This window comes from Neopararhizobium haloflavum, assembly GCF_002750855.1.
Taxonomy (GTDB): domain Bacteria; phylum Pseudomonadota; class Alphaproteobacteria; order Rhizobiales; family Rhizobiaceae; genus Georhizobium; species Georhizobium haloflavum.
In genome coordinates this window covers 15,790-38,316 of the sequence record NZ_NWUC01000013.1, presented here as the reverse complement: position 1 = coordinate 38,316, position 22,527 = coordinate 15,790, and the positions used below count along the sequence as shown (strand labels likewise).

General features: G+C 58.5%; 22 protein-coding genes and 2 pseudogenes. 7 read left to right on the top strand and 17 right to left on the bottom strand.

The features are described 5' to 3' along the window. Positions 1–738 precede the first annotated feature (738 nt). A complete protein-coding gene (katE, locus tag CN673_RS19620; protein WP_099868110.1) occupies positions 739–2,841 on the bottom strand; it encodes a catalase in 2,103 nt (700 codons plus the stop codon). Positions 2,842–3,007: 166 nt separating this feature from the next. After that, positions 3,008–4,155 (bottom strand): annotated as a pseudogene (locus CN673_RS19615) (IS3 family transposase). A gap of 206 nt (positions 4,156–4,361) precedes the next feature. Between CN673_RS19615 and CN673_RS19610 the strand changes: the two are divergent. The 5 genes from CN673_RS19610 (at position 4,362) to CN673_RS19590 (ending at position 8,210) form a co-directional block, all read left to right on the top strand. Beyond that, positions 4,362–4,658, top strand: a complete 297-nt coding sequence (locus CN673_RS19610) for a BON domain-containing protein (RefSeq protein ID WP_099868108.1) — start codon at positions 4,362–4,364, stop codon at positions 4,656–4,658. A 2-nt stretch (positions 4,659–4,660) separates the two neighbouring features. Further along, positions 4,661–5,068, top strand: coding sequence for a DUF427 domain-containing protein (locus CN673_RS21625; protein ID WP_503128310.1), 408 nt, complete (start codon positions 4,661–4,663; stop codon positions 5,066–5,068). Positions 5,069–5,195: 127 nt separating this feature from the next. Beyond that, the gene (otsB, locus tag CN673_RS19600; protein ID WP_099868106.1) at positions 5,196–5,984 is read left to right on the top strand and encodes a trehalose-phosphatase; all 789 of its coding nucleotides are present in this window, start codon (positions 5,196–5,198) and stop codon (positions 5,982–5,984) included. Further along, entirely contained in the window at positions 5,981–7,366 is a 1,386-nt protein-coding gene (locus tag CN673_RS19595; RefSeq protein ID WP_099868105.1) for an alpha,alpha-trehalose-phosphate synthase (UDP-forming), read from the top strand. The genes otsB and CN673_RS19595 overlap by 4 nt, the downstream gene beginning before the upstream one ends. Positions 7,367–7,434: 68 nt before the next feature. Beyond that, positions 7,435–8,210 (top strand): IS5 family transposase gene (locus CN673_RS19590; protein ID WP_099868104.1). Its coding sequence is split into 2 segments (ribosomal slippage): positions 7,435–7,762 and positions 7,762–8,210, totalling 777 coding nucleotides; the frame shifts between segments, so codons are not numbered across the junction. Between the two features lie 650 nt (positions 8,211–8,860). On the opposite strand, the pseudogene CN673_RS19585 reads toward CN673_RS19590, so the two are convergent. The 13 genes and pseudogenes from CN673_RS19585 to CN673_RS19525 form a co-directional block, all read right to left on the bottom strand. After that, positions 8,861–9,098: pseudogene (locus tag CN673_RS19585) on the bottom strand (transposase); the annotation flags it as partial. A gap of 323 nt (positions 9,099–9,421) precedes the next feature. Beyond that, positions 9,422–9,625, bottom strand: a complete 204-nt coding sequence (ccoS, locus tag CN673_RS19580) for a cbb3-type cytochrome oxidase assembly protein CcoS (protein ID WP_099868103.1) — start codon at positions 9,623–9,625, stop codon at positions 9,422–9,424. Then, positions 9,622–11,838 (bottom strand): heavy metal translocating P-type ATPase, encoded by a 2,217-nt coding sequence (locus CN673_RS19575; RefSeq protein WP_245410013.1) that lies wholly within the window; start codon positions 11,836–11,838, stop codon positions 9,622–9,624. The genes ccoS and CN673_RS19575 overlap by 4 nt, the downstream gene beginning before the upstream one ends. Before the next feature lie 37 nt (positions 11,839–11,875). Beyond that, positions 11,876–12,694, bottom strand: coding sequence for a DUF2189 domain-containing protein (locus tag CN673_RS19570; RefSeq protein WP_099868101.1), 819 nt, complete (start codon positions 12,692–12,694; stop codon positions 11,876–11,878). An 11-nt stretch (positions 12,695–12,705) separates the two neighbouring features. Continuing rightward, positions 12,706–12,900 carry a hypothetical protein gene (locus CN673_RS19565; RefSeq protein ID WP_099868100.1) on the bottom strand — a complete coding sequence of 65 codons (195 nt, stop codon included), beginning with the start codon at positions 12,898–12,900 and terminating at the stop codon, positions 12,706–12,708. After that, a complete protein-coding gene (ccoP, locus tag CN673_RS19560; RefSeq protein ID WP_099868099.1) occupies positions 12,897–13,778 on the bottom strand; it encodes a cytochrome-c oxidase, cbb3-type subunit III in 882 nt (293 codons plus the stop codon). Before ccoP ends, CN673_RS19565 begins: the two co-directional genes overlap by 4 nt. Beyond that, positions 13,766–13,939 carry a cbb3-type cytochrome c oxidase subunit 3 gene (locus tag CN673_RS19555; RefSeq protein ID WP_099868098.1) on the bottom strand — a complete coding sequence of 58 codons (174 nt, stop codon included), beginning with the start codon at positions 13,937–13,939 and terminating at the stop codon, positions 13,766–13,768. Before CN673_RS19555 ends, ccoP begins: the two co-directional genes overlap by 13 nt. Before the next feature lie 17 nt (positions 13,940–13,956). Beyond that, positions 13,957–14,709 carry a cytochrome-c oxidase, cbb3-type subunit II gene (gene ccoO / locus CN673_RS19550; RefSeq protein WP_099868097.1) on the bottom strand — a complete coding sequence of 251 codons (753 nt, stop codon included), beginning with the start codon at positions 14,707–14,709 and terminating at the stop codon, positions 13,957–13,959. Positions 14,710–14,712: 3 nt separating this feature from the next. Continuing rightward, positions 14,713–16,350 (bottom strand): cytochrome-c oxidase, cbb3-type subunit I, encoded by a 1,638-nt coding sequence (gene ccoN / locus CN673_RS19545; protein ID WP_099868096.1) that lies wholly within the window; start codon positions 16,348–16,350, stop codon positions 14,713–14,715. A 36-nt stretch (positions 16,351–16,386) separates the two neighbouring features. Further along, positions 16,387–16,851 carry an RrF2 family transcriptional regulator gene (locus CN673_RS19540; RefSeq protein WP_099868095.1) on the bottom strand — a complete coding sequence of 155 codons (465 nt, stop codon included), beginning with the start codon at positions 16,849–16,851 and terminating at the stop codon, positions 16,387–16,389. A gap of 483 nt (positions 16,852–17,334) precedes the next feature. Continuing rightward, the gene (locus tag CN673_RS19530) at positions 17,335–17,775 is read right to left on the bottom strand and encodes a group III truncated hemoglobin (RefSeq protein ID WP_099868123.1); all 441 of its coding nucleotides are present in this window, start codon (positions 17,773–17,775) and stop codon (positions 17,335–17,337) included. Between the two features lie 332 nt (positions 17,776–18,107). Further along, on the bottom strand, positions 18,108–18,248 hold the full coding sequence (locus tag CN673_RS20990) for a hypothetical protein (RefSeq protein ID WP_157928970.1): 141 nt from the start codon (positions 18,246–18,248) through the stop codon (positions 18,108–18,110). A gap of 264 nt (positions 18,249–18,512) precedes the next feature. Further along, positions 18,513–18,752, bottom strand: a complete 240-nt coding sequence (locus CN673_RS19525; RefSeq protein WP_099868094.1) for a DUF6894 family protein — start codon at positions 18,750–18,752, stop codon at positions 18,513–18,515. A gap of 159 nt (positions 18,753–18,911) precedes the next feature. Between CN673_RS19525 and CN673_RS19520 the strand changes: the two genes are divergently transcribed. Further along, the gene (locus tag CN673_RS19520) at positions 18,912–19,619 is read left to right on the top strand and encodes a Crp/Fnr family transcriptional regulator (RefSeq protein ID WP_099868093.1); all 708 of its coding nucleotides are present in this window, start codon (positions 18,912–18,914) and stop codon (positions 19,617–19,619) included. Between the two features lie 184 nt (positions 19,620–19,803). Here CN673_RS19520 and CN673_RS19515 read toward each other — a convergent pair whose 3' ends face one another. Both CN673_RS19515 and CN673_RS19510 read right to left on the bottom strand, forming a co-directional pair. Continuing rightward, a complete protein-coding gene (locus CN673_RS19515; RefSeq protein ID WP_198586074.1) occupies positions 19,804–20,043 on the bottom strand; it encodes an SOS response-associated peptidase family protein in 240 nt (79 codons plus the stop codon). A gap of 7 nt (positions 20,044–20,050) precedes the next feature. Beyond that, positions 20,051–20,284: a hypothetical protein gene (locus tag CN673_RS19510; protein ID WP_099868092.1), complete on the bottom strand. Its 234-nt coding sequence runs from the start codon at positions 20,282–20,284 to the stop codon at positions 20,051–20,053. Between the two features lie 456 nt (positions 20,285–20,740). Between CN673_RS19510 and CN673_RS19505 the strand changes: the two genes are divergently transcribed. Then, positions 20,741–22,396: a pilus assembly protein TadG-related protein gene (locus tag CN673_RS19505; RefSeq protein WP_099868091.1), complete on the top strand. Its 1,656-nt coding sequence runs from the start codon at positions 20,741–20,743 to the stop codon at positions 22,394–22,396. Positions 22,397–22,527 lie beyond the last annotated feature (131 nt).

The window sequence follows — 22,527 nt, the reverse complement described above, 5'->3', positions numbered from 1 at the left end:
CGTTTCGTGTCGTGAGAGCCCGATGCTGCGCCTATCGCCTGAGATTGCGATGGGGTATCCGTGTCCCGCAGCAGTGACGCCAAGGCGCCGAGCGCGGCGAGGTCGACGTGCGGAGCAGTCGTGATGCGCCAGCTCGCGCTGACCACCCGGTCGAACATCCACGCCGGAATCTCCAGCCAACGATGCAATGACTGGCCGGAAAGGCTGCAGCGGAGGACCGCTGCTTCGTTCTTGTCGATCACCTCGTGGACAAAGACGCGCCGGCCAGTCCAGGGATGCCATGGGTAATGAAGCTCGCGTTCAAAACCGTTCCCGTGGGCGTTCTGTCGTCGAGTTGTACAACGAGGTCCGTCCTCACAGCGCCATCGGCAACAAGCCGCCGATATCGCTCATGAATGGCTCCGGCGCATCCAATCCGCCATGAGCCCAAGCCCCGAAATTCCTCCAGCCGGGCGGTCTAGATTCCGGGAGCACCTCAGGTCGAAAATGGGGCCAGTTCAACTGTCCGTCTGAAATGGGAGGCAGCTCAATCGCATGCTCCTGTGCATTGTGATGAAGCTCCTGAATGTTGCAGCGGCCGAGAAATCCAAGACGAGTTGGGCTGATAGATTTCATTCACATCATAGAGGCTCCCCGACGGGGGCGCGGAAAGCCTCCGCGCCCCTTCCGAGGTTTTGGCATAACCGCACGGGTGTTGCCGTGCTGGGACGCTTCCCGCGGTGCCCCGCTGAATAGGGATTATTGCTTTACGTTTTGCTCCCGCGTCCAATGCCTCAATGAACGACAGCTTTCGAGAAAGTTGTCGATATCGGCATCGTTTTTCAGCGTGAAAACACCTTTGTCGGGCGCAACCCCCGCCTTCTCGAGCAGCGGCTTAGCTGCCTCGACATGTGCAATGAATTTGCAATGCGCGAAAGCATCGGCGACGAAGTCACGTGCTGTGGCTTCGCCTCTTAACTGTTCGGCTCCTTTAGCACTGACGATTATCGCGATGGCGTCGTAGAGGACTGATGGTCCCCCATCGATCATCTGGTTGCCCTCAATGTGGCTGCCGTCATCTGCTTGGACACCGCCCACACGCGGTGCCACGATTTCCATCATCGCGCCCTCCGCATTCAGAGCGGAAGCTAAACTTTTCACCAGGCCGCCGTCGCAGCCGTCGGTCACCAGAACGCCAACCTTTCGCCCCTTGAAGCTGTTCGGGCCATTCTTGATGATCGACAAAGCATCCGAAACTGGCAGGTCGCGGCGCGGCTTGATCGCTGCATCAACGGGGCTCGGCATTTCCACAATCCCAAGCTTGCTTGCGACTTGTTTCGCGAGATCCTCGTTAATGTTCAACAGATGAGCGACCATACGTTCGCGTATTACAAGCGTCTCTACCTTTGAAAGTTCGAACGTCAGAGCCATCGCGATGTGATCTTGCTCTGTGGCGGTTTGGCTCTCGTAAAACTGGCGCGCCTGACTGTAATGATCGGCAAAGCTCTCGGGGCGAAGTCGCGCCTTCGGTCCGTCACTCTCATCCCTGTATGAGCGGAACCCGCGTGTGGGATCTTCCCGCGGACCTTCATTCCACGAGTTTGGCTGGTAGTTGGCGCGGCCGGTCGGATTGCGCATCGCCATATGCCCGTCTTGCTGGAAGTGGTGAAACGGGCACTTCGGCGCATTGATTGGCAGGTGAGTAAAGTTTGTCGAACCGAGTCGCTTGAGCTGGGTATCCAAATAGGAGAAGTTGCGACCCTGCAGCAAGGGATCGTTGGAGAAGTCGATGCCCGGGGGCACGTTCTGAGTCATGAACGCGACCTGCTCGGTTTCCGCGAAGAAATTGTCCGGCATCCGGTCGAGGACAAGGCGTCCCACCGGCCGTGGTTTGATCAGCTCCTCAGGAATAATCTTGGTTGGATCGAGAACGTCAAAATCATAATTGTCGGCGAAGTCCTGATCGAACAGCTGAACGCATAGTTCCCATTCGGGGAAGTCTCCAGCCTGAATGGCGTCCCAAAGGTCGCGTCGATGGAAATCCGGATCCGCACCGTTGATCTTTACGGCTTCGTTCCAGACGACTGACTGCAAACCGAGCTTCGGCTTCCAAAAGAATTTTACGAAAGTCGATTTATCGTTCGCATCAAGCAAACGGAATGTGTGAACTCCAAAGCCCTCCATGAAGCGAAATGAGCGGGGAATAGCTCTGTCCGACATGATCCACATGATCATGTGCATGGATTCTGGAGTGAGCGAAATGAAATCCCAGAAGTTGTCGTGGGCCGACTGGGCTTGCGGAAACGCCCGATCCGGCTCTTCCTTAACCGCATGAACCATGTCGGGAAACTTGATTGCGTCCTGAATGAAGAACACCGGGATATTGTTGCCCACCAGATCCCAGTTGCCCTCCTTGGTGTAGATTTTGACGGCGAAGCCTCTTACGTCCCGGGCGAGGTCAAACGAACCTTTTGATCCGGCCACCGTTGAGAATCGGACGAAGGCAGGCGTCTTTTCGCCTGGGCGCTGGAAAAGGTCAGCACGTGTGAACTCCGCGAGCGATTCGTACGTCTCGAAATAACCGTGCGCGCCATAGCCCCTGGCGTGGACCACCCGCTCCGGTATCCGTTCGTGATCAAAATGGAAGATCTTTTCGCGGAAATGGAAATCTTCAATCAGTGACGGCCCGCGCTCACCGTAGCGTAGGGTGTTCTGGTCATCGGCGACGGGCCCTCCTTGAGCGGTGGTCAAGATGGGGATGTCTCCCTCCGATGTTTGATGAAGTTCGCCGCCGTTGCCGCGTTCTAGCTTCTGATCGTGAAGCGTCGATATATCGCGTTTGGGAGTTTCGCCGGATGCCATAGGTGATCCCTTCCTAGTGGTTCGCTATCAACTGCCGACCGAACATCTCTCGCGAACGCTTGTTCCAGCATCACTATCCATCCGCTGTGTGGGTATCGGTTGATGCCGATCAGTCACCGGGGACGCTTTGTCATATTGGCCTGCTGCCGGTTTTTCGGACACCCGGTTAAGCTAGCATAGCTCGCTCCTCGAACTCGACGGGGCTCATATAGCCCAGTGTCGAGTGCCTTCACCGAGGATTGTAGAAGCGCTCGACGTAGTCGAACACGTCGGCCCTGGCGTCATCTCTCGTCCTGTAGACCTTTCGGGCTGTCCGCTCGGTTTTCAGCGACGAGAAGAAGCTCTCCATCGCAGCATTGTCCCAGACGTTGCCCGACCGGCTCATCGAACAGGTGATGCCGTGGTCGGCCATCAGGCGCTGGAACTGCTCGCTGGTGTATTGCGATCCCTGGTCCGAATGATGGAGCAAGCTGTCCGGCTTGCCTCGGCGCCAGATCGCCATGATGAGGGCGTCGGTGACGAGCTGTGCCGTCATCTCCGCCTTCATCGCCCAGCCGACGACACGGCGGGAGAACAGGTCGATCACTACGGCAACGTAGAGCCAGCCTTCGGCGGTCCAGATGTAGGTGAAGTCGGCGATCCACTTCTGGTTCGGGGCCGATGCCTCGAAGACGCGGTCGAGGAGGTTGCCTGACACTGCCGCCCGCTCGCCAATGTCCTTCGGCAACCCACGACGGCGCGGCCGGGCACGAAGCCCGTTCTCCCGCATGAGCCTCTCGACACGATGAAGGCCGCAGGAAAGACCTTCGGCCAGAACGTCGTGCCAGACGCGGCGAGCACCATAGGTTCGGTCGCTGCTCTTGAAGCTGCGATCGATCACCGTCACCAGTTCCTCATCCTGCCGCAAGCGGTTGCTGGGGCTTCGGTTGAGCCAGGCATGGAAGCCCGACCGGGATACATCCAGCGCGTCGCACAGCCATGCCACCGGCCAGATCGAACGGTGCCTCGCAATGAAAGCGAACCTCATATCGTTTCCCTCGCGAAGTAGGCTGCGGCCTTTTTTAGGATGTCGCGCTCCGCCCTCAGCTTCGCCACTTCCTTGCGCAGCCGGTCAATCTCGAGTTGCTCCGGCTTCATCTGCCCATGGCCAGGAAACGCATGCTGCGGATCGGCACCGAGCTCCCGGATCCATTTGCGAAGCACGTTCTCGTGCAAATCCAGATCACGGGCAGCCTGCGCCACCGTAACGCCCCGATCGTTCACCAGCCTCACTGCCTCAAGCTTGAACTCGCGGCTGAGCTTCCTTCGTCGCATTCCCATTCTCCAATTCCGTCAAACACCTTATCTCGGTGCCACGAAACCGGCAGCAGGCCATATCCAACAAAACTAACGGGCAGCATCCATCCACCTGCAATCGTTGGAAGTGATCTCCTGGAACATTCATGAAACCTCTCAGTTTGAACCGACCGTTCCACCCAATGTTTTTGACTCTGGCTCACTAACCATCGGAGGCAACGCTCATGTCTTTTAAACCCAGATGCAGCCTGCGTTCAGGAGAACACGTCAATTTCAATGATGACGGGCTCCAATCGGGCTCTGAAGCGGCGAGCTTGGAAAAGAAAATCGCCGATTCCCTAGGCGAGTCACGTTCCTTCGACGCGGCAGATGTCGCCGCCACCGTGACGAACGATCGCTTGGTGCTCACCGGCGAGGTATTGACGCAGGACGATCGGGTGGCTGTGGAGGATTGCGTCCGAACTATCGCTGGGAATTTACCGGTTGAGAACCGTCTCATAGCTCGTCGTGGGAGCCACTGAGCATGCACGTGTCACATCCTGAACTGCCAGCGGGACATCGTCCTTTATCTGAGGCATCGGCAGATCTCGCCTCGCCGGGAGCCAAGATCATGGTGCATCGGAGCCACCGGCGCGTTCAACTACGCTGCCGTGGCGTCGTTATAGCGGTTTCCGAGGCATCAAGTTGGTTAAGGGCAGGCCGGAAGACGTTTTTGCTGCTTCCGCTCCGCGACATATTCCACAATTACTTCCAAATCTCCGACACAGTCGAGCTAGATCCAGGCATCGGCGTTTGGCATGCATCTGACATGATACTCGCCGGCCAACGCCATCAAGCCGCCATGTGGACACTCACCGTAACCACGGACGCGACTGAAGGCCTCTTTTTCCATGCTCGTTTTGATTGTCCCGAAATCTCGATCGACGAGTGAAGGTGGAGCGCATTTGTTGATCGTGGCTGCGGAACAACATGTTCAATCATGACTTAGTGGTCCGATATTCGACGAGTGTTCCAGTCTGCTTATTGGGACACCGTTGTTAACCGGAGCAGGAATATCCATGCTGAAGCCAGCTATCGACGAAGCTGCCTCGTCCGCCGCGGAACTCGCGATCTTTCTGGACCTCGATGGTACGCTGGTTCCCATCGCAACACGTCCTGACGAAATAGTGGTTGATCGGACGACAATCGATTTGCTGGATCAATTGCATCGGAATACCGATGGAGCACTCGCTGTGATCTCGGGCAGGCCGGTTGATAAGCTTCGGTGTTTTCTGGCGCCGGTTACTGTCCCATTGGCGGGGTCACACGGGCTGGAACTGTCCCTGCCAGGTGAGCCGGTTATGAGAAGGCCCATCGACGAAGAGGCGCTGCAAAAGGCCGATCAACGCCTTTGCCGCTTTGCTCAAAGCGATGGCAGGCTGATCGTGGAGCGAAAGTCTTGCTCTGTGGCGCTGCACTATCGGCAGGCCCCCGATAGGAAGGCGAGTTGCGAGCGCCTCATGCAGGACATTCTTAATGCGTTTCCGATGCTCAAACTTATTGCCGGCAAGATGGTTTTGGAACTTACCGCGGGCGAGGGCGACAAGGCCAACGCAATCAAGCAGCTGATGCAGAGACCGCCCTTTGCCGGTCGAGTTCCGCTATTTGCCGGGGACGACGCTACGGACGAGAGCGCCTTTCCTGTGGTCCAGGAACTCGGTGGACTCACCATCAAGGTAGGTACCGGAGAAACGTCCGCCCGATTTCGTTTCGCCGACGTTGAGGCATTTCTGCGTTGGCTGAAGACGCTGTCCGGACGGCTTGACGCGGCCAAGATTTCCCATCAGCCAGAGACGGCCGTGTCATGAGTAGATTGGTAATCGTATCGAACCGTGTGGCCGATCTGCGAAAGCGCACACAGACAGGCGGCCTTGCGGTCGGTCTTGCCGACGCGATGCGCTGTCGTGGGGGACTTTGGTTCGGGTGGAATGGCAAGATCGAGGCTTCGCCGCCCGAACAGCCGCATATCGAACAGTTCGACAACGTACAGATGGTGTCTTTGCCGCTGACGCGTGAAGATTACGAACAATATTATCTCGGCTATGCCAACGCCGTCCTCTGGCCTCTATTTCACTATCGTCTCGACCTGACGCAGCATGATAGAGCCGCATATGCTGGCTACCGGCGGGTGAATGCAATGTTCGCTCGCCATCTCGCTCCGCAATTGCGCGAAGACGACATCGTGTGGATCCATGACTATCACCTCCTCACTCTTGCTGAGGAACTCCGCCGCGTCGGGTGCCGGCAGCGCATCGGGTTCTTCTTGCATATACCGTTTCCCCCGCACGAAATATTGTCGGCGACATCCGAACATTTTGAGCTGATAAATGCGCTTCTGGCGCATGATCTCATTGGCTTTCAAACCAAGGCCGATCTCGAGAATTTTAACAATTATCTGGGCCACCACTTCTCCTGTGCTGGCGACACGTTGTATGGTCAGGCCGACGCGTTTCCCATAGGGATTGATGTCGAAGACTTCTCCAGATTGAGCCAGTCTGCTGGAGACGATATTCTCATCGATCGCATTCGGCGGGGCATTCTTGGACGCTCGCAGATTGTCGGCGTGGATCGGCTGGATTATTCCAAGGGTCTCCCCGAGCGAATGCGTGCCTTCGACAGGCTGCTCGAACTCTATCCAGAGCATCAGCGCACCGTATCCTATCTTCAAATTGCGCCTCCGACACGCGAAGAAGTGGCTGCCTACGCCGATATTCGCGTTGAACTCGAAAGGTTTGCCGGTGCTATCAACGGACGACACGCAGATTTCAACTGGACGCCAATCAAGTACATTCACCGCAACGTATCCCGAGACAAGCTCGCGGGAATTTTTCAGACCAGCAATGTTGGCCTAGTGACCCCGCTGCGTGATGGAATGAACCTTGTGGCCAAAGAGTATGTGGCGGCCCAGGACCCTAAAAATCCGGGTGTTCTGGTCCTCTCACGATTTGCGGGGGCAGCTGAACAACTGGAAGAAGCGTTGCAGGTCAATCCGTACGATATCGACAGCGTTGCAAAGGCACTTCATGCGGCGCTGATTATGCCGCTCGAAGAAAGACAAGACCGCCACACAGCGCTGTTAGCACGCATTAAAAAGCAGGATGCGAAATGGTGGGTGACCACGTTTGTCGAGCGTTTGGGCGCTGTTCAAGTCGATGGCAAAGACACTGATTGCCTAGTCGGTGCCGCTTAGGTCACGTACCCATAAACGGGATTCCCAAGGGCGCTTTGTTGTGATTCCTTTGCTGCAATCTGCAGGAGGTGAACATGGCCCGTTTTGATCTGACGGATTTCGAGTGGTCGGTGATCCAGCCGCTGCTTCCGACGAAGGTGCGCGGTGTGCCGCGCGCCGATGACCGCAAGGTTCTGAACGGCATCTTCTGGCGGCTTCGCACGGGCGCGCCCTGGGCCGATATCCCGGCGCGTTACGGTCCGCACGCGACCTGCGTCAACCGCTTCAATCGGTGGCGCAGGGCGGGCCACTGGGCGCGCATTCTTCAAGCCTTATCCGCCGCTTACGACGGCGACGTGCAGATGATCGACTCGTCTTCGATCCGCGTCCACCAGCACGCCGCCAACGGCCAAAAAAAGACGAGCGATCCCGTTGCATGGGTCGCTCGCGCGGCGGCCTGACCACCAAGATCCATGCGCTTGTCGATGCCGAGGGTCGTCCGATCCGGCTGAAACTGACCGAAAGCCAGGCTCACGACGGCCGCTCGGCCGCCGACATGTTCGAAACGCTGGAGGCCGGGCATATCCTTCTTGCCGACCGCGCCTACGACGGCGACGCCTTGCGCGCGGCAATGGCCGAACGCGGCGCATGGGCCAACATCCGCCTCATGCCGAACCGCGTCAAAACCTTCCCCTTCAGCGCGTGGGTCTACCGCCAGCGCAACGCAGTTGAGCGGCTATTCAATAAACTCAAACACTTCAGGGCCATCGCCACCCGATACGACAAGCGCGACGATAACTTCCTCGCATCCGTCCAACTCGCATCAATCCGCATCTGGCTGCGGAGTTATGAGTCGGTCACCTAGAGTAAATTAACGAGCGTTATGAGTATGAAACGGGCGCGTCCCGTGGCAGTGCAGAATATCCTGATCGATGCGTTTGATAGTACACCTCATTGACGGTATGAGCTCTCTCCATTATTGCGCCGCTGACACTGTGGCCACGCCGGCACAATCTTGGATTCTGCGAAGATCGATAGACGTTCAACATCATTTCCGTCTGAGCCACCTCTGAATGCCTGCGCGTAGACGGTCCAGCGCGGATCGCGGCATTGAGGTGTGCATTCTTGCGTCGAATTGCGAAGGTGGCGCCGGCGTTTCGCCCGGCACAAAAGTCTTAGGAAAACGGTTCTGGAGGCCAACTCCCCATGGCGTATGGCCAAAGCCTCCGTCGTCGTGTTCGTCACTTATCGGTGCACGCAAATTTCTTCTGTGGGGGTAGGCCGGCATCGTTCAGTCCTCCTGGGCTGCTTCCTCCAATCGACTTTGTCGGGAAATGTTCCGCCAATGAACGACGTCGCCCATTCAGTCGGTGTCCGTCATCCACTCGTGCCACGGATTTGGAGGGTGTAGCCGCCAGCATCTCAACGCCGTTAGATCAGTGGCAACACCCCTCCGCATGCGAGAGTAGCAGGTGTTTCTACCGCGCACAGGCGGGCCACGGCCCTGCGACGGTTTTTTAGGATGTCGCGCTCCTCGGTGACGCGCGCCAGTTCCTTCTTCAGACGCCGGATCTCTGTCGACTGATCGCCATCGCCCCCCGATAGCTTCGCGAACTTCCTCTTCCACGTGTAAAGCGAGTGCTGGCTTTCCCCCCAGCCGCCTCGAGACCTCCGCGACCGGGTAACCCCGCTCGGTGATCTGCGCGACAGCATCACGCTTGAAATCGTCACTGAAATTGCCGGTCCCCATCATGGCCTCCTTGCCTCAAAATTAGGGAAGAAGGCGTCCACAAATCTAGGGGCTATTCAGACCTACTTCGCTGTAGTCCCATGCCACGGCATCATCATGGAAGATTAGAACTCGCTTTGCAGGCTTGATGGGAAAGAATTAGAGCAACGTTGAGAACGCAGCAAAAAGGGTCACGGCCACGGCAGCAAGACTGGGGACCATTACCGCCGCTCCCAGAGCGAGTGCCAGCGCCGCCACCCAATCAAACGGTCGATCTGTTGCTGGTGTCACTTTCTGATTCCTTCATCTTGGTTTGGCTGAACGACGACGCCTCGCGAAGCATCAGCCTATTGGCGGAGTTTCTCCGCGTGTTCTTCGTCGCTCGATTTATCGCGGTGGAGGGGTTTGTTCGCGGCGTCGAAAAGTAGGACGCGCTCGGCGGCTCCGTCGAGATCTTCGTATTGGCCGCTCCGCATCGACCAAAGGAACGCCGCCAGTCCTACAAGGCCCATGCTCAGCGCGATCGGAACCAGCCAAGCGAGATAATTCATGCAGCCTCCACAAGGGAAAGCCCGCCACGCCGGAGAATTGGAGCGGCGGATAACCTTTTCCGTGTCAGGCGGAGCGCGTTCGCCACTACTACGACGGAAGAGATCGACATCGCGACCGCGGCCATCAGCGGTGTGACGTGGCCGAGGACCGCCAGCGGCACCACCAACACGTTGTAGCCAACGGCAAGGACGAGGTTCTGGCGCACGAGGCGTCTTGCAGCCTGGGCGACCTCAACCGCCTTCGGGACGGCTTCCAGGTTCTTGCCGAGAAACACGAGGTCGGCAGCATTGCGGCCTACATCCGCCGCTGACGATGGTGCGACGGAGACATGCGCGGCCGCCAGGGCAGGGGCGTCATTCAGGCCGTCGCCCACCATCACCACCTGTCGCCCAGCCGCCTTTAACTCCGTCAGACGTTTGACCTTATCTTCGGGAGTAGCGCCATGGCGAACCTCCCGGATGCCTAGCGCGGCCGCGACCCTGTCGACTTCCTCGGATCGGTCGCCCGAAAGAACCTCGACACTCAGCCCCAAAAGGGCTAGCTGTTTAACCGCTTCGGTCGCGCCGGAACGCAGCTCGTCCGCGATCGCAAACCATCCCGCGGGTTTGCCGTCCTTCGAGAGCCAAACGGCTGCTTCGTCGGAGGCGTCGGTCGGGACGGCGGAAACCCAATTTTTCCGCCCGAGTCTGTAGAAGTTGCCGTTTACGCGCCCTTCGATCCCAAACCCCGGCTCTTCCCGGACATTGTGGACATTTACCCGAGAGGACTTCATCGCGGCGACTGCGCGCGAGGCAGGGTGCCGGGAATATGAGGCGAGAGCGGCCGCAGCCGTTAGGTCTTGTGAGACGATCGTATGGTTTCCGACGCGCATTGTTCCCGCAGTCAGTGTGCCTGTTTTGTCGAAGACGACCGCATCGGCCTCCGCTAGACGCTCCAGCGCGCTGCCGTCCTTCAGCGTGATACCAAGGTCGAACAGGCGGCGTGCGGCGACCACTTGGACCATCGGTACGGCAAGACCCAGCGCGCACGGGCAGGTGATGATGAGGACAGAGATGGCGACGGTAACCGACCGGTGCAAATCGCCGGTCGTGAGTAACCAGCCGGCGCAGGTAAGAAGTGCTAGCAGATGTATAATGGGGGAGTATAGCGCTGCCGCGCGGTCGGCAATGCGGCGGTGACGAGCGCGACCATCCTCGGCTGCCTCCATCAGCCGCGTCATGTCGGCGAGGAAGGAGTCGCGCGCCTTTCGCCCGGCGCGAACGATGAGAGAGCTCTCAAGGTTCAGCGTCCCGGACAGTACGGCGCTGCCCGGATAAGCGATCTCTGGAGCAGCCTCTCCCGTCACCAAAGAAACGTCCAGGCTTCCGGTCCCTTTGACGACGACGCCATCCACGGGGACTCGATCGCCGGGAGCGATCATGACCAAGTCGCCAGCCTCTATGTCGGAGATCTCGCGGAATTCATTCTCTCCACCGGAGCCCACAACTGTCGCGCCGCGAGGCATAAATCTTGCTAGACCCGTGACGGCGTTTCGTGCCTTGCGCCGCATGGCATGGTCGAGCGTGCGCCCGGCCAGCAGGAAGAAGATCAACGACGTCACCGCGTCGAAATAGGCGTGGGGTCTGGCGGTAAAGGTATCATACAAGCTAAGTCCCAAGGCGAGCAGGATGCCAATCGATATTGGAAGGTCCATACTCGCGGTGCGTTTTCGGACAGCATGCCAAGCCGAAGCGAAGAACACTCGTCCGGAATAGCCGACGGCGGGCACGGCAAGGAAGGCCGAAATGAGGTGGAACGAGTTGCGCGTTTGCGCGTCGGCTCCCGACCAAACCGAGACCGATAGCAGCATGATGTTCATGGCCGCAAAGCCCGCTACGGCCGTTGCCCGCAACAGGCGTGACATCTCAGGGTCGCGGCCTTCTTCGACATCCTGCAGCAGGCAGGCGTCGTAGCCGGCAGCCTTGATGGCGGTGAGCAACGGAGGAACGCCTCCTTCCTCCTTCCACTTCACCACCACCCGCCGAGCCGTCAGGTTCACCCGCGCAGCGACGACACCATCGAGCTGTTGCAGTGCGCCTTCGATCGTAGCGATACAGGCCCCGCACCGGGCCTGCGGCACGGAATAGTCCGTCTGAAAGATGCCGCCGCCGAGGTCGCGGCTCGCGAGAAACACCTCACGCGCGGATATGTCGTCGAATCGTGCCAACTTCACTCCGGTCTTGGTGCCCGGCGCGCAGCAGCTCATGGCGTCAAGCCTCCGATCGTGCCACCGCACGGTAGGCGTGCCAGGTGGCGTGGCCAAGCAGGGGGAAGATTACGATCATTCCGATGAGACCCGTGGCGACGCAAACGGCGAAGAGAACGAGCACCATCGCGCCCCAGGCAATCATCGGCTCGAAGTTGTTCCACACAAGTTTCATGCTGGCGGCCATGGCGGTCAGCGCGTCGACTCTACGGTCAAGCATCATCGGCACGGAAAACACACTGATCGCGAATGCGAAAGCCGCGAACAGGCCACCAATGGTGGTGCCCACGACCAGCATCGTCCATCCATAATACGTCCCGAACAGTGCGCCCACAACTCCGTCAAGGCCGGGAAACGCTGTGACGCCGAAGAAGAGTGCCCAGAGGAGAACCGCCGCCCGGTGCCACAGAAGCAGGAGCATGCAGAGGAGCAGGCCTGTGAAGAAGACCTGTGCGCCGGCGCTCGGCCGAACGCGGAGCATGGAGCCAAATCCAGCTTCCCGGCCCTCGCCGATCGCCCGGCTCTTTTCGTAGAGGCCGATAGCGAGGAAAGGAGCGACGATTACGAAGCCAGCAAACGAAGGAAACAGGATATAGTCACGCCCGAAGGCCACGAGCGTCCAGACGAACAGGATTGACAGGAGAAAGACGCCTAGCCCGTATGCGATGCTGGAGCCGGGCCGGTTCCAGAAATCGCGCCAGCCCGCCTTCAACCAGCGGATTCCTTCGAAGAGCGGGAGATGGCGCTGAAGCTCCGGGTCGCGCGTCTCGCCTATTCCCGAGGTCTCGCTGAGCAGCCAGTACGACGTGTCGGTCTCGCCCATCCTCTTCCTCCTCAGCACGCCGACTTGGCGGCACGATAGCCTTCGCCGTCGCCCACGGTTTTCAGATGTTCAACGCAGTCCGGCTGCGACTGGAATGCCACATAGACCAGATGCGCATTCGCGCCTGCGAACAGCAGCAGCCCTGCCGGGATGAGGATCCAGGCCAGCCATGTCCTCTGGCGGAACTGCTTCGCAGACGCGATCATGGCTGCTGCGCCCCCAGATCATGAACGTAGACCGCAAGTGTCCGGATCTCGGCGGTCGTCAGCCGCTCGTCCCATGTCGGCATATGCCCCTGCCGGCCCCCGTGCACGGAGGCGATAATGGTGTCGAGATCACCGCCATACACCCAGTACGGGTCCGTCAAATTGGGCGCGCCCATCTCTTGGCTCCCTTCGGCAGTCTCGCCATGACATGCCGCGCAAGTGGTGACGAACACTTCTTGGCCGGCCTCGATGCGTTCTAGGGTCTCCGGCGTCGAATAGTCCGGATGGCTCAACGAATAGACGTAGGCAGCCACGTTCCTGACTTGGTCGCGCTCGAGCATCTGGTCGCGACCGAAAGCGGGCATCTGGGCTATGCGGCTTTCAGGGTGAGCGGTGTTGATGCCAACGCGCATTGTCTGCTCGATCAGATCGGGGCTACCGCCCCACAGCCAGTCGTCGTCGGTCAAGTCGGGATAGTTCGCGCGCCCCTTGCCGTCGCGTCCGTGGCAGGCGGCGCAGTTGTCGCCAAAGAGTTGCTGTCCCGTATCGCGCACCGTCTCCATCAGTGTCTCATTGGCGAGAATGACTTCATAGGGCTCATTTTCGAGGCGGCTCATCCAAGTCGACCGTTCCTGCTGCGCTTCAACCACCCGTTCCTCGACCGTCGTTCTCTGGTTTACCCCGAGAAGGCCTTTAGTGTAGGTCTCCCCCAGCGGCCACGCGGGAACAAAGAACCACCATGTGATCGCCCAGACATGGGTCACGATCAGGAACATGAGGACACCGCGCGGGACGGGCGTGTCGAGTTCCTTGATGCCATTCCACTCGTGGCCCGTGGTCTCGCGGCCACTGACGGGATCGCGTTCTACTTCTGCCATGGTTCGTCGTCCCGATCGAGGATGCTGTGCTTGGCCCGGTCGAACCGCTGCCGATTGCTGGGCCAGAACGCGTAGACGCAGACACAGAGGAAAAAGGCCATCATATAGAATAGGCCCCAAGTCTTCGAGAACGCGACGACTGTGTCGTAGTCGAAATCCATGACGTTCTCCTGTGCCCTTATTCGATCGGCTCCGGCGCCTCTTCTGGAGCCGCCGTGTCTTGATAGGCGGCATCCGTGAGACGCCCGAGCACCTGCAGATACGCGACGAGCGCGTCCATCTCGGTGACCTGGGTCCTTACGCCGTCGAAGGCGCTGACATTGGTCTCCTCGCCGTAGCGTTCCGCGATGCCGGCGGCTTGGTCCGTATCTGGTGTCGCCTGCCCGTAGGCATCACGGGCGGCGTTTTCGAGCATCTCATCGGTGTAGGGGACGCCGAGCGACTGCTGCGCCGCAAGATGCAGGGGCAGATCTTCCGTTCTCAAGGAGGTACGCGCCAGCCACGGGTAGGCCGGCATGTTGGACTCCGGCACTACGTCGCGAGGATTGGTGAGGTGAGCGACGTGCCAGAAGTCGGAATACTTGCCGCCGATGCGGGCGAGGTCGGGACCGGTGCGCTTCGATCCCCAGAGCATCGGGCGATCGTACTGCGACTCGACCGCGAGCGAGTAGGGACCGTAGCGCTCGACCTCATCGCGCAATGTGCGGATCATCTGGCTGTGGCAGGCATAACAGCCCTCACGGATGTAGATGTTGCGGCCGGCGAATTCCAAGGGCGTGTAGACACGCATGTCGGGTGCTTCTTCCACCGTTTCGTCGATGGTGAAGAGGGGAGCGATTTCGACGATACCGCCGACGCTCGCTGCCGCGATGATGCCGAGCACGAAGAGGATAGCCGATCGCTCGATCTTGCGGTGGAATAACTCAGGCATCCGTCATTCTCCTGGCACGGCGGCGGATGCGACCGGCGCGTCATCCGCGCGCGCGGCGAGTGGGACGGACTTTATCGTCATCCACATGTTGTAGCAGCCGATCACTGCGCCCATCAGAAAGAGCAACCCTCCAACGGCGCGGGCGATATAATAGGGGTACATCGCCACCAGCGAGTCTGTGAACGAATAGGCGAGTGCCCCCTCGTCGGTGTAGGTTCTCCACATCAGCCCTTGGATGATACCGGAGTTCCACATCGCGAAGACGTAGATCAGCGTTCCAGCGATTGCGAGCCAGAAGTGAACCTCGACCAACTTTGCCGAATACATGCGCTCGCGCTTCCATAGATTTGGTACCAGCGTGTAGAGAGAGCCGAATGTGATGAGTGCGACCCAGCCGAGCGCGCCGGCATGTACATGTCCAACGGTCCAGTCGGTGTAGTGCGAGAGCGAGTTCACCGGCCGGATCGCCATAAAGGATCCTTCGAAGGTCGACAGGCCGTAGAAGACCGCGGCGGCCATCATGAAACGCAGCGTCGCGTCGTCCCGCACTCGATGCCAAGCTCCGTTGAGCGTCAAAAGGGCGTTGCCCGCTGACGCCCAGGAAGGCACCAACAGCATCACGGAAAAAGTCATCCCTAGCGTCTGAACCCAGTGGGGAAGAGCGGTGTAGTGCAAGTGGTGCGAGCCCGCCCACATATAGAAGAAAGTAATGCCCCAGAAACTCAGGATCGATAGCCTGTAGGAGAAGATCGGCCGCTGCGCACGAATCGGCAAATAGTAATAGAGCATGCCGAGGAAGCCGGCGGTGAGGAAGAAGGCAACCGCATTGTGCCCGTACCACCACTGCACCATGGCGTCCTGCACGCCCGGCCAGATCGTGTAGCTCTTGGCGTGGCCCCATGAGACGGGGACGGCGAGGTTATTGACGATGTGGAGAATCGCCACGACCAGTATGAACGCCATGAAGTACCAGTTGGCGACATAGATGTGCGGTTCCTTCCGACGCGCGATCGTCCTGATGTAGAGGACGAAATAGGTCACCCAAACGATCACCAGCCAGATGTCGGCATACCACTCGGCCTCGCCGTATTCCTTGGATTGGGTGATGCCGAGCAGGTAGCCGGAGATAGCAAGGATGCAGAAGAGGTTGTAGCCGAACAGCACGAACCACGGGCTTAGCTGGCCGGCAAGCCGGGCGCGCGACGTGCGCTGCACTACATGAAACGAAGTCGCGATAAGGGCATTGCCGCCGAAGCCGAATATCACACCTGTCGTATGGGCAGGCCGCAGACGACCGAAGCTCGACCACGCAGCATCGAATGCCAAATTTGGCCATGCGAGCTGGGCCGCTACCCAGACGCCGACGAACATTCCAAAGACCGCCCAGAACATCGACAGGGCGATACCGATCTTGATGGGGTCGTCGTAATAGGATGTTAGCCTTTCTTCGACCGGCTCAGGCTCGAAGGCCGCCCGGAATATCAACCAGAGGAGGCTGCCGGCAAGAAGGATGACGATCCATCCTTGGGTGCCTAAAGGGTCGGCTCGGCCGAGCGCAGCCATGGCAAGTCCTGCGATCGCGACCAGCACAAGGATGAAAATCGAGATCTCGCGCTCGCCGGAGGTCAAATTCTTAATCATCGCAACGCCATCCCGGTGAAAGCATGTTGTATCCCATCATGACGTGGCCGTAGTGTCGGGGGGTGAAGACCCTTTTTCAAGGATAGCTGAAAGTTCACCCTCGTTTTGTGAAAGATCTGCAAGGGTATATCTGTCGAAAACCGACAGGAATGCCTGCGTCGCCTCCCGCATAACAACCCGCAGTCTGCATGCCGAGGTTATCACGCATGTGCCACCGTCAGGACGCATACATTCGACCAGTGCAAAACCGTCTTCCATTCCCCGCACCACGTCGCCGATATTGATGTTCTCGGGCGGCAATGCGAGAGCAATTCCTCCGGACCGACCGCGAGTTGTCGTGAGGTATCCCAGCCGTCCAAGGTTCAGCGCCACTTTCAGCAAATGATTGCGAGACAGGCCGTAGGAGTCGGCGACGTCCGAAACGGTAACCGGCCCCCGTTCCTGGACAGCAAGGAACATCAGCATACGTAGCGCATAATCAGTATGTAGCGTCAGTTTCATGGGCTACTCGTCCCGGCCTCAGGCCTGTCGCACCATCCTAGTCGATACAACGACACAAGACCGAGGATAGCCAGCCCTACGGCCTTGCATACCTCTAGGCCTGCATAGAGCATGTGGTGCGACGAGGGCGGCAACGATCGCCCGGCGATCACCGTCTCGATACGGGCATCAAGGACTGGCAGAAGCCAATAGGTTTGGACGGCAACGATCACGATCGCAATCCCAGTGAGCAGCATCTCAACTCGCGACGTTCGGGCGGAGAGCACCGCTAGGCCGAGATGAACCGAGAGGCACCATTCCACTTTGGAAAAGGCGGAGAAAGTGACGCGTCCGACCTCCAGGGCGACCGGAAGCTCAAGCGATGATGCCTGGAATTTCACGGGCGTTGCAAGAAATGAAACGCCGATAAGCAATCCCATCCAAGCGATAGCCAGGAAGGCGACGCTCGAATCTGGGAAAGGGCTGGCAGCGCGAGGTGTCAACTCAGCCATCCTTTGAAGGGGACGCGGTCGCGGGCAGTCGGAAGAACATGGCAAGTTTTAAGCTCTTTGCGATCAGCTCTGCTCGCTCCATGAAAATTGCTGCAAGCTTCGGATCACACAGATCCGACACGGTACGTCTGAAGATGCTGAGCCAGATATCGAAATCTTCCTCACGCACCTGATCCAGCTTGAGATGGGCGGGAACAGGTCGGCCGCTATATGCACCGTTCTTGAGGATCACCGCGCACCAGAAATCGGTCATCTTTTCCAGATGCGGCTCCCACGCTTCGCCGATGACATTTGAAAAAATCGGACCGAGACGATCGTTGGTGCGCACCCTGCTATAAAATTCTCGAACCAGGCCGCCAATGAACACGCGATCAAGACCAGGATGGTCCGGAGGCAGTTCCTGCTTTGGCCTAGGGCGATCCGAAAGCCGCATATGCATCTCGCGAAAAGTGGTATTTTCGATACCGCTTTATGCCTTGGCCCGATCCTTTGCAAGGATACAAATGTCGCACTTCAGGTGGATGACAGCTGGAAGTGGTTTGCTTCCGCTGGGCCCTGTATAGGGTATGCCAGTGGTCATGATTTCCCCATTCCTCCTTCTTCGGAAACGGAACGCGGATTTGTCGATCGATCGCGAGGATTGTCGAAGCGCTCGTGAGTTCACCTGAAACGAATGAATAGGCCTGCTGACAAAGATCGTGAGCCGGCAGTCCAGAATCGATGGACAGGATGGCGCAGTTCTATCCCGATCAGCCGAAATCGACTTCAAAGCGCCGATCGCCGCGCGCCTTCACGCGACAGGCGCGGGAGAAACCCGACCATCATGACGCCTATGAAACGGAGAAAGTGGAAGGCTGCGGCAGCCAGTTCTGCGGTCAGATAGATGGCAGCGGTGCTGGTTTTCATCCGCTTCTCCCTCGCGCTCGGCCGACCAACCCATCTCTGCATTTTTATCGATCGAGACGAGCAAAACCAGTTCGATCGACCTGGTCCCCATCATTACACCACCAGCGCCGCAACAACGGTGACGCAACCAGTGAATGCTGCCTTTTGCATAATTGCGAACTACGGCTAGGAAGAGGGGCCGGCGCACCTCCCCCGGCACCCTGCTGGCTTCGGCCAAATTTCGCTCGGCGCCGCTTCGGCTGCCGGGCTTTTTTCTCCAATCACTCAGTGTCGGACAATATCTTCATGAAACTCGACGACGAGGCGGCTAATTGACTGCTTTGACTCACCGACAACGTCCATGACGGTCCGTTTGATCCCGTTTTCTTTCAGGGTTTCCTGGACCATATCGGAAAGTCCGCATCGGGCGTTCGCCATGGCTTCAGCGCTGTTCTCCAGCTCCAATCCAATAACGTCTTCGCAGCAACGGCCGTCCCGATTGGTGTTGAAGTAATACCTGGGCATGTTGGCGTCCTCTTATGATGGGATCGTCCCAACCGATTGGGGAAGAGGATGCTCCCGCTTTGATCAGAATATCTTGAAACGCTAATATCCATTAACATAGCTTGTACTGGGACGCTTCAGCGGCGTGTTATCTGGCTCAATGTCAGGCGAGGATGCTCCATGAACCATCTCACCTATCGATTGCGCGATTTCGCAGACCTTTCCCAATCCGACTGCGATGTTCTGGATCGGCTAAGCGAAACCAACCGCACTGTTTTCGAGCGCGGCTCTTCGGTTGTCAGCGAAGGTGAGCCCGTCGAGAACTGGCACGTCTTTTATGACGGTTGGGCTTACCACTCCAAGCAGCTCGAAAATGGAGATCGACAGATCGTTGGGCTGGTCATACCGGGCGACATCTGCGGCCTCAACCCGGCGATCGTGCAGCGAGCTGATCATACCGTAACCGCACTGACGCGCTGCGAGGTTTCGGTGATCGACCGAAAGACGATGAAGCGGACGCTTGAGACGTCCTCCTCGATCGACAGGGCCATGCAGGTAGCGACATTCGAGATCGAGGCTATTCAACGCGAGTGGACGACCAATGTCGGCCATAGAAACGCCGTTGAAGGTATGGCGCACCTGATCTGCGAGATGCATTTCCGCCTCCGCCAAGCGAAGGTTATCGATGGTGATCGTTTTGCATTGCCATTGACGCAGCAATTGATTGGAGACTGCCTGGCAATCTCGGTCGTGCATGCGAACCGAACCCTGAGTGAACTGCGCCGATTGGGCCTGATCGCTGTTTCGGGAGGAGCGATCATCATCCTCGACCTGGACGGCCTTTACGAGGCCGGCCACTTCGATCCCTCTTACCTCAATATCAGCTGACTTGACGCGACACGCTGCGTGCTCTTGCTGCGTTGATTACGACGGCGCTTCCAGCATTCTCATCGATTTCACGCAGCCAAGGTGCCTCGTTCCGGTAGATGGATCGGAGACGCCTAGCACCCGACGTTGGTCCTCAAGCTTACGCTTCGTGCGTCGCGGTTGTCTGACCATAGAGATGTCTTTCTCAAGGATCGCTTCCATCCTGCCACGCTCCCGCGGCGACGAACTGAATTGCGTTATCGGGCAGTGGACGCTGCAGGCTTGCCGCCTCGGACCATTCGGCCCGCAGCCAGACTTCTATCTCTTCAGCAGTCGTGAGGATGACCGGCATGGCCTTCAGGTGAACCGCGCCGACGATGCTATTGGGTTTGCAGGTCAGGAACCCATAAAGGTCGGCGTTTACTTTGCCCAAGTCAGAAGGCATGGGATGGTCAATAAGGCTGCACCCCGATGGCAACCGCTGCTATTCTGGCTCCAATCGAATGACGCGCCCAGGGATGATTTGCCTCGAGAAAGTCGAACGTGCCACTCCCTTCAATCTTAACGACAGACACCATTTCAAGGAACGTGATGTCGGTAAAGCCAGCGCCGAAGCGGCCAATCGTCAGCACAGGCGCGTCGTCCGGTAGCTCAGACAAGCGTGCAATCAGTTCTCCTACCGTCATCTTCGTCAGCGCCCCACGACTTCTCCTGCCGAACCTTCACAATAGTGGATATGGATAGCCGATCAATTTCTCTGCTGCCACTCTTTTACCCCCCCCCGGCAAGGAGAAGACTAAAAGAGCCTCCGACATCACTCCAACGCCATGATCTCGACAGTGGCGGCGCGGCGCAACAACTACCATGCATCGACCGCCAGCCTAACTCCGCGTCTTTTACAGTTTATGCCAGTTTTGTCACGATGTCGGGAGCCGCTGCAGCTGCGCGTTTGCTCGTGCTGGTGGTCGTTCCAACCGGAGGCTTAGGACTACAAGTTGGTTTGCCCATCTGCGGTGTGGCAAGGCCCGCGCCGTTCACGCATTGTCAACCGCGTTGCATCATGCGGAAGCGGGTTAACACGTTCTTTAGTATCTGAATCTGCATATTCCTCGCAGGGATTTTTCTTGCTTTGGGGGTGTTGGATGTTTGGTTCGTTGCTGAGATGCCGGCGTGGCAACTTCGCGGTCCTCACCGCGTTCGCCCTGCCTGTCATGGTCGGGGCCGTTGGTGTTGCGGTTGACCTTGTTCACCTGCGCCAGGTGAAGACGGAGTTGCAGAACATCACGGATGCGGCTGTTCTCGCCGCCACACGCAAGGCTCTTAGCGATGAGGAGCGCAACAGCATGTTCGAGGACATGCTGAACGCCTCATTGCAATCGCAAGGCTCGGTTCATCTCCTGTCGAGCAGCCTGACGATCGACGAACGTCTCAATTCGCTCGAGGTCACCGGGGAAGCCATAGCACGCATCGACACACTGGTTCTCGGCCAGGCCGAAGAGCAGATCCTTCACATCATCGCCGCTGCTGCACAGTCGACGCGGAAGGTCGAACTCACCATGGTGCTGGATAACACCGGTTCAATGGGGCAGGGCGGCATCGATACGCTGAAAGGAGCAGCGCTCGGCCTACTCAACACCATTGAGGCCAGCGGTGAAGGCAAAGACATCAAGGCAGCTTTGGTGCCCTTCGTGACCGCTGTCAATGTGAAGGGCGATGGCTTCGATCCGGAGTGGATCGATACCGAAGGCGGGGCGCTCTACAATGGCTGGACCTTCCTTGATCCTGCTGAACGCCAGCGCCGTTCGAAGGGACAGCCGACCAAATGGGAAGAGGACTACGCTGTCGCATGCAAAAATCAGGGAGAAAGTGATGAAGCAGAGGGGAAGCGATCTGCTTGTGATCTCATCGCCCAAGCCCAGATCGACTATCCGCACCAGATGGAACTGTTCAGTGCATCCGGCACGCAGTGGAAAGGGTGCGTCGAGGCGCGGCCTTATCCGCTCAACCTTGATCTGACCGAACCGAATCCAGCCAATCCGGATACGCTCTTTGTTCCCTATTTTGCGCCGGACGAGCCGGGCGGGTCCTCATTCACCGGCGGCAACGACGCCAAGTGGTTCAACAACACCTGGCTGAACGATGTCGTGACCGGCAGCGAGCAGAAGGTGCAGCGATCGATCGTCAAGTATATCGAGCCTACCGTCAGATCCGTGGAGGAAGGCAAATCATTGTCCCGCGGGCCCAATCGCTCATGCCCGACGCCGATTGTCGCGCTGACCGCCGATCTCGACGCGGTGCGAGCCGGCGTCAATGCCATGAAGTTCTGGAATGGGTCGGGCACCAACATCGCCGAGGGTCTGGCATGGGGCTGGCGGGTGATCTCGCCAGAGCCGCCTTACACCCAGGCTGCCGCTCACGACCCGGAGAATGTCGGCAAGTTCGTGGTGCTGATGACCGATGGTCGCAATGTCTCCTACGGTGCCAGCAACACGATCAACAAATCCGACTACAGTTCCTATGGCTTCCTTGCCGACCAGCGGATCGCCGGCGTCAGCAGCCAGGGGGATGCCGAGAAGAAGCTCAATGAGTGGACCCTCCAAATGTGTGAGCGCATGAAGAAGCAAGGTATCCATATCTTCACCGTGCTCTACAAAGAAACCGACAAGGGGGTGCAGGACATGTTCCGCGCCTGCGCTTCCAACCCCGCAGATTTCCACATGGCATCCGACACGACGGCGCTTCGCAACGCATTTGCCGAGATCGGCAACGATCTGGTGCCATTGAGGCTCGTGCGTTAGAGACGAGCGCGCGCCTGCCTTTGCCTTAAGGCTGGGGGCAGGGCCAAAGGAGTGAGGAATGCGTCTTGGAGGTTACTGGCGAGCCATCTTGTTTGGAGCGATGGCGATCGCTGTGGTGCTCATCATCGGTG

What these genes read in the sequence shown, in the direction of transcription:
- otsB (WP_099868106.1), top strand. Translation starts at nt 5,196, where the DNA reads ATGCTGAAGCCAGCTATCGACGAAGCTGCCTCGTCCGCCGCGGAACTC.
- CN673_RS19520 (WP_099868093.1), top strand. Translation starts at nt 18,912, where the DNA reads ATGAACCATCTCACCTATCGATTGCGCGATTTCGCAGACCTTTCCCAA.
- CN673_RS19565 (WP_099868100.1), bottom strand. Translation starts at nt 12,900, where the DNA reads ATGATCGCGTCTGCGAAGCAGTTCCGCCAGAGGACATGGCTGGCCTGG.
- CN673_RS19515 (WP_198586074.1), bottom strand. Translation starts at nt 20,043, where the DNA reads ATGCCTTCTGACTTGGGCAAAGTAAACGCCGACCTTTATGGGTTCCTG.
- CN673_RS19555 (WP_099868098.1), bottom strand. Translation starts at nt 13,939, where the DNA reads ATGGATTTCGACTACGACACAGTCGTCGCGTTCTCGAAGACTTGGGGC.
- CN673_RS19530 (WP_099868123.1), bottom strand. Translation starts at nt 17,775, where the DNA reads ATGCGGCTTTCGGATCGCCCTAGGCCAAAGCAGGAACTGCCTCCGGAC.
- ccoN (WP_099868096.1), bottom strand. Translation starts at nt 16,350, where the DNA reads ATGATTAAGAATTTGACCTCCGGCGAGCGCGAGATCTCGATTTTCATC.
- CN673_RS19595 (WP_099868105.1), top strand. Translation starts at nt 5,981, where the DNA reads ATGAGTAGATTGGTAATCGTATCGAACCGTGTGGCCGATCTGCGAAAG.
- CN673_RS20990 (WP_157928970.1), bottom strand. Translation starts at nt 18,248, where the DNA reads ATGAAAACCAGCACCGCTGCCATCTATCTGACCGCAGAACTGGCTGCC.
- CN673_RS21625 (WP_503128310.1), top strand. Translation starts at nt 4,661, where the DNA reads ATGCACGTGTCACATCCTGAACTGCCAGCGGGACATCGTCCTTTATCT.
- CN673_RS19505 (WP_099868091.1), top strand. Translation starts at nt 20,741, where the DNA reads ATGTTTGGTTCGTTGCTGAGATGCCGGCGTGGCAACTTCGCGGTCCTC.
- katE (WP_099868110.1), bottom strand. Translation starts at nt 2,841, where the DNA reads ATGGCATCCGGCGAAACTCCCAAACGCGATATATCGACGCTTCACGAT.
- ccoS (WP_099868103.1), bottom strand. Translation starts at nt 9,625, where the DNA reads ATGAATTATCTCGCTTGGCTGGTTCCGATCGCGCTGAGCATGGGCCTT.
- CN673_RS19570 (WP_099868101.1), bottom strand. Translation starts at nt 12,694, where the DNA reads ATGGGCGAGACCGACACGTCGTACTGGCTGCTCAGCGAGACCTCGGGA.
- CN673_RS19540 (WP_099868095.1), bottom strand. Translation starts at nt 16,851, where the DNA reads ATGAAACTGACGCTACATACTGATTATGCGCTACGTATGCTGATGTTC.
- ccoO (WP_099868097.1), bottom strand. Translation starts at nt 14,709, where the DNA reads ATGCCTGAGTTATTCCACCGCAAGATCGAGCGATCGGCTATCCTCTTC.
- ccoP (WP_099868099.1), bottom strand. Translation starts at nt 13,778, where the DNA reads ATGGCAGAAGTAGAACGCGATCCCGTCAGTGGCCGCGAGACCACGGGC.
- CN673_RS19525 (WP_099868094.1), bottom strand. Translation starts at nt 18,752, where the DNA reads ATGCCCAGGTATTACTTCAACACCAATCGGGACGGCCGTTGCTGCGAA.
- CN673_RS19610 (WP_099868108.1), top strand. Translation starts at nt 4,362, where the DNA reads ATGTCTTTTAAACCCAGATGCAGCCTGCGTTCAGGAGAACACGTCAAT.
- CN673_RS19510 (WP_099868092.1), bottom strand. Translation starts at nt 20,284, where the DNA reads ATGACGGTAGGAGAACTGATTGCACGCTTGTCTGAGCTACCGGACGAC.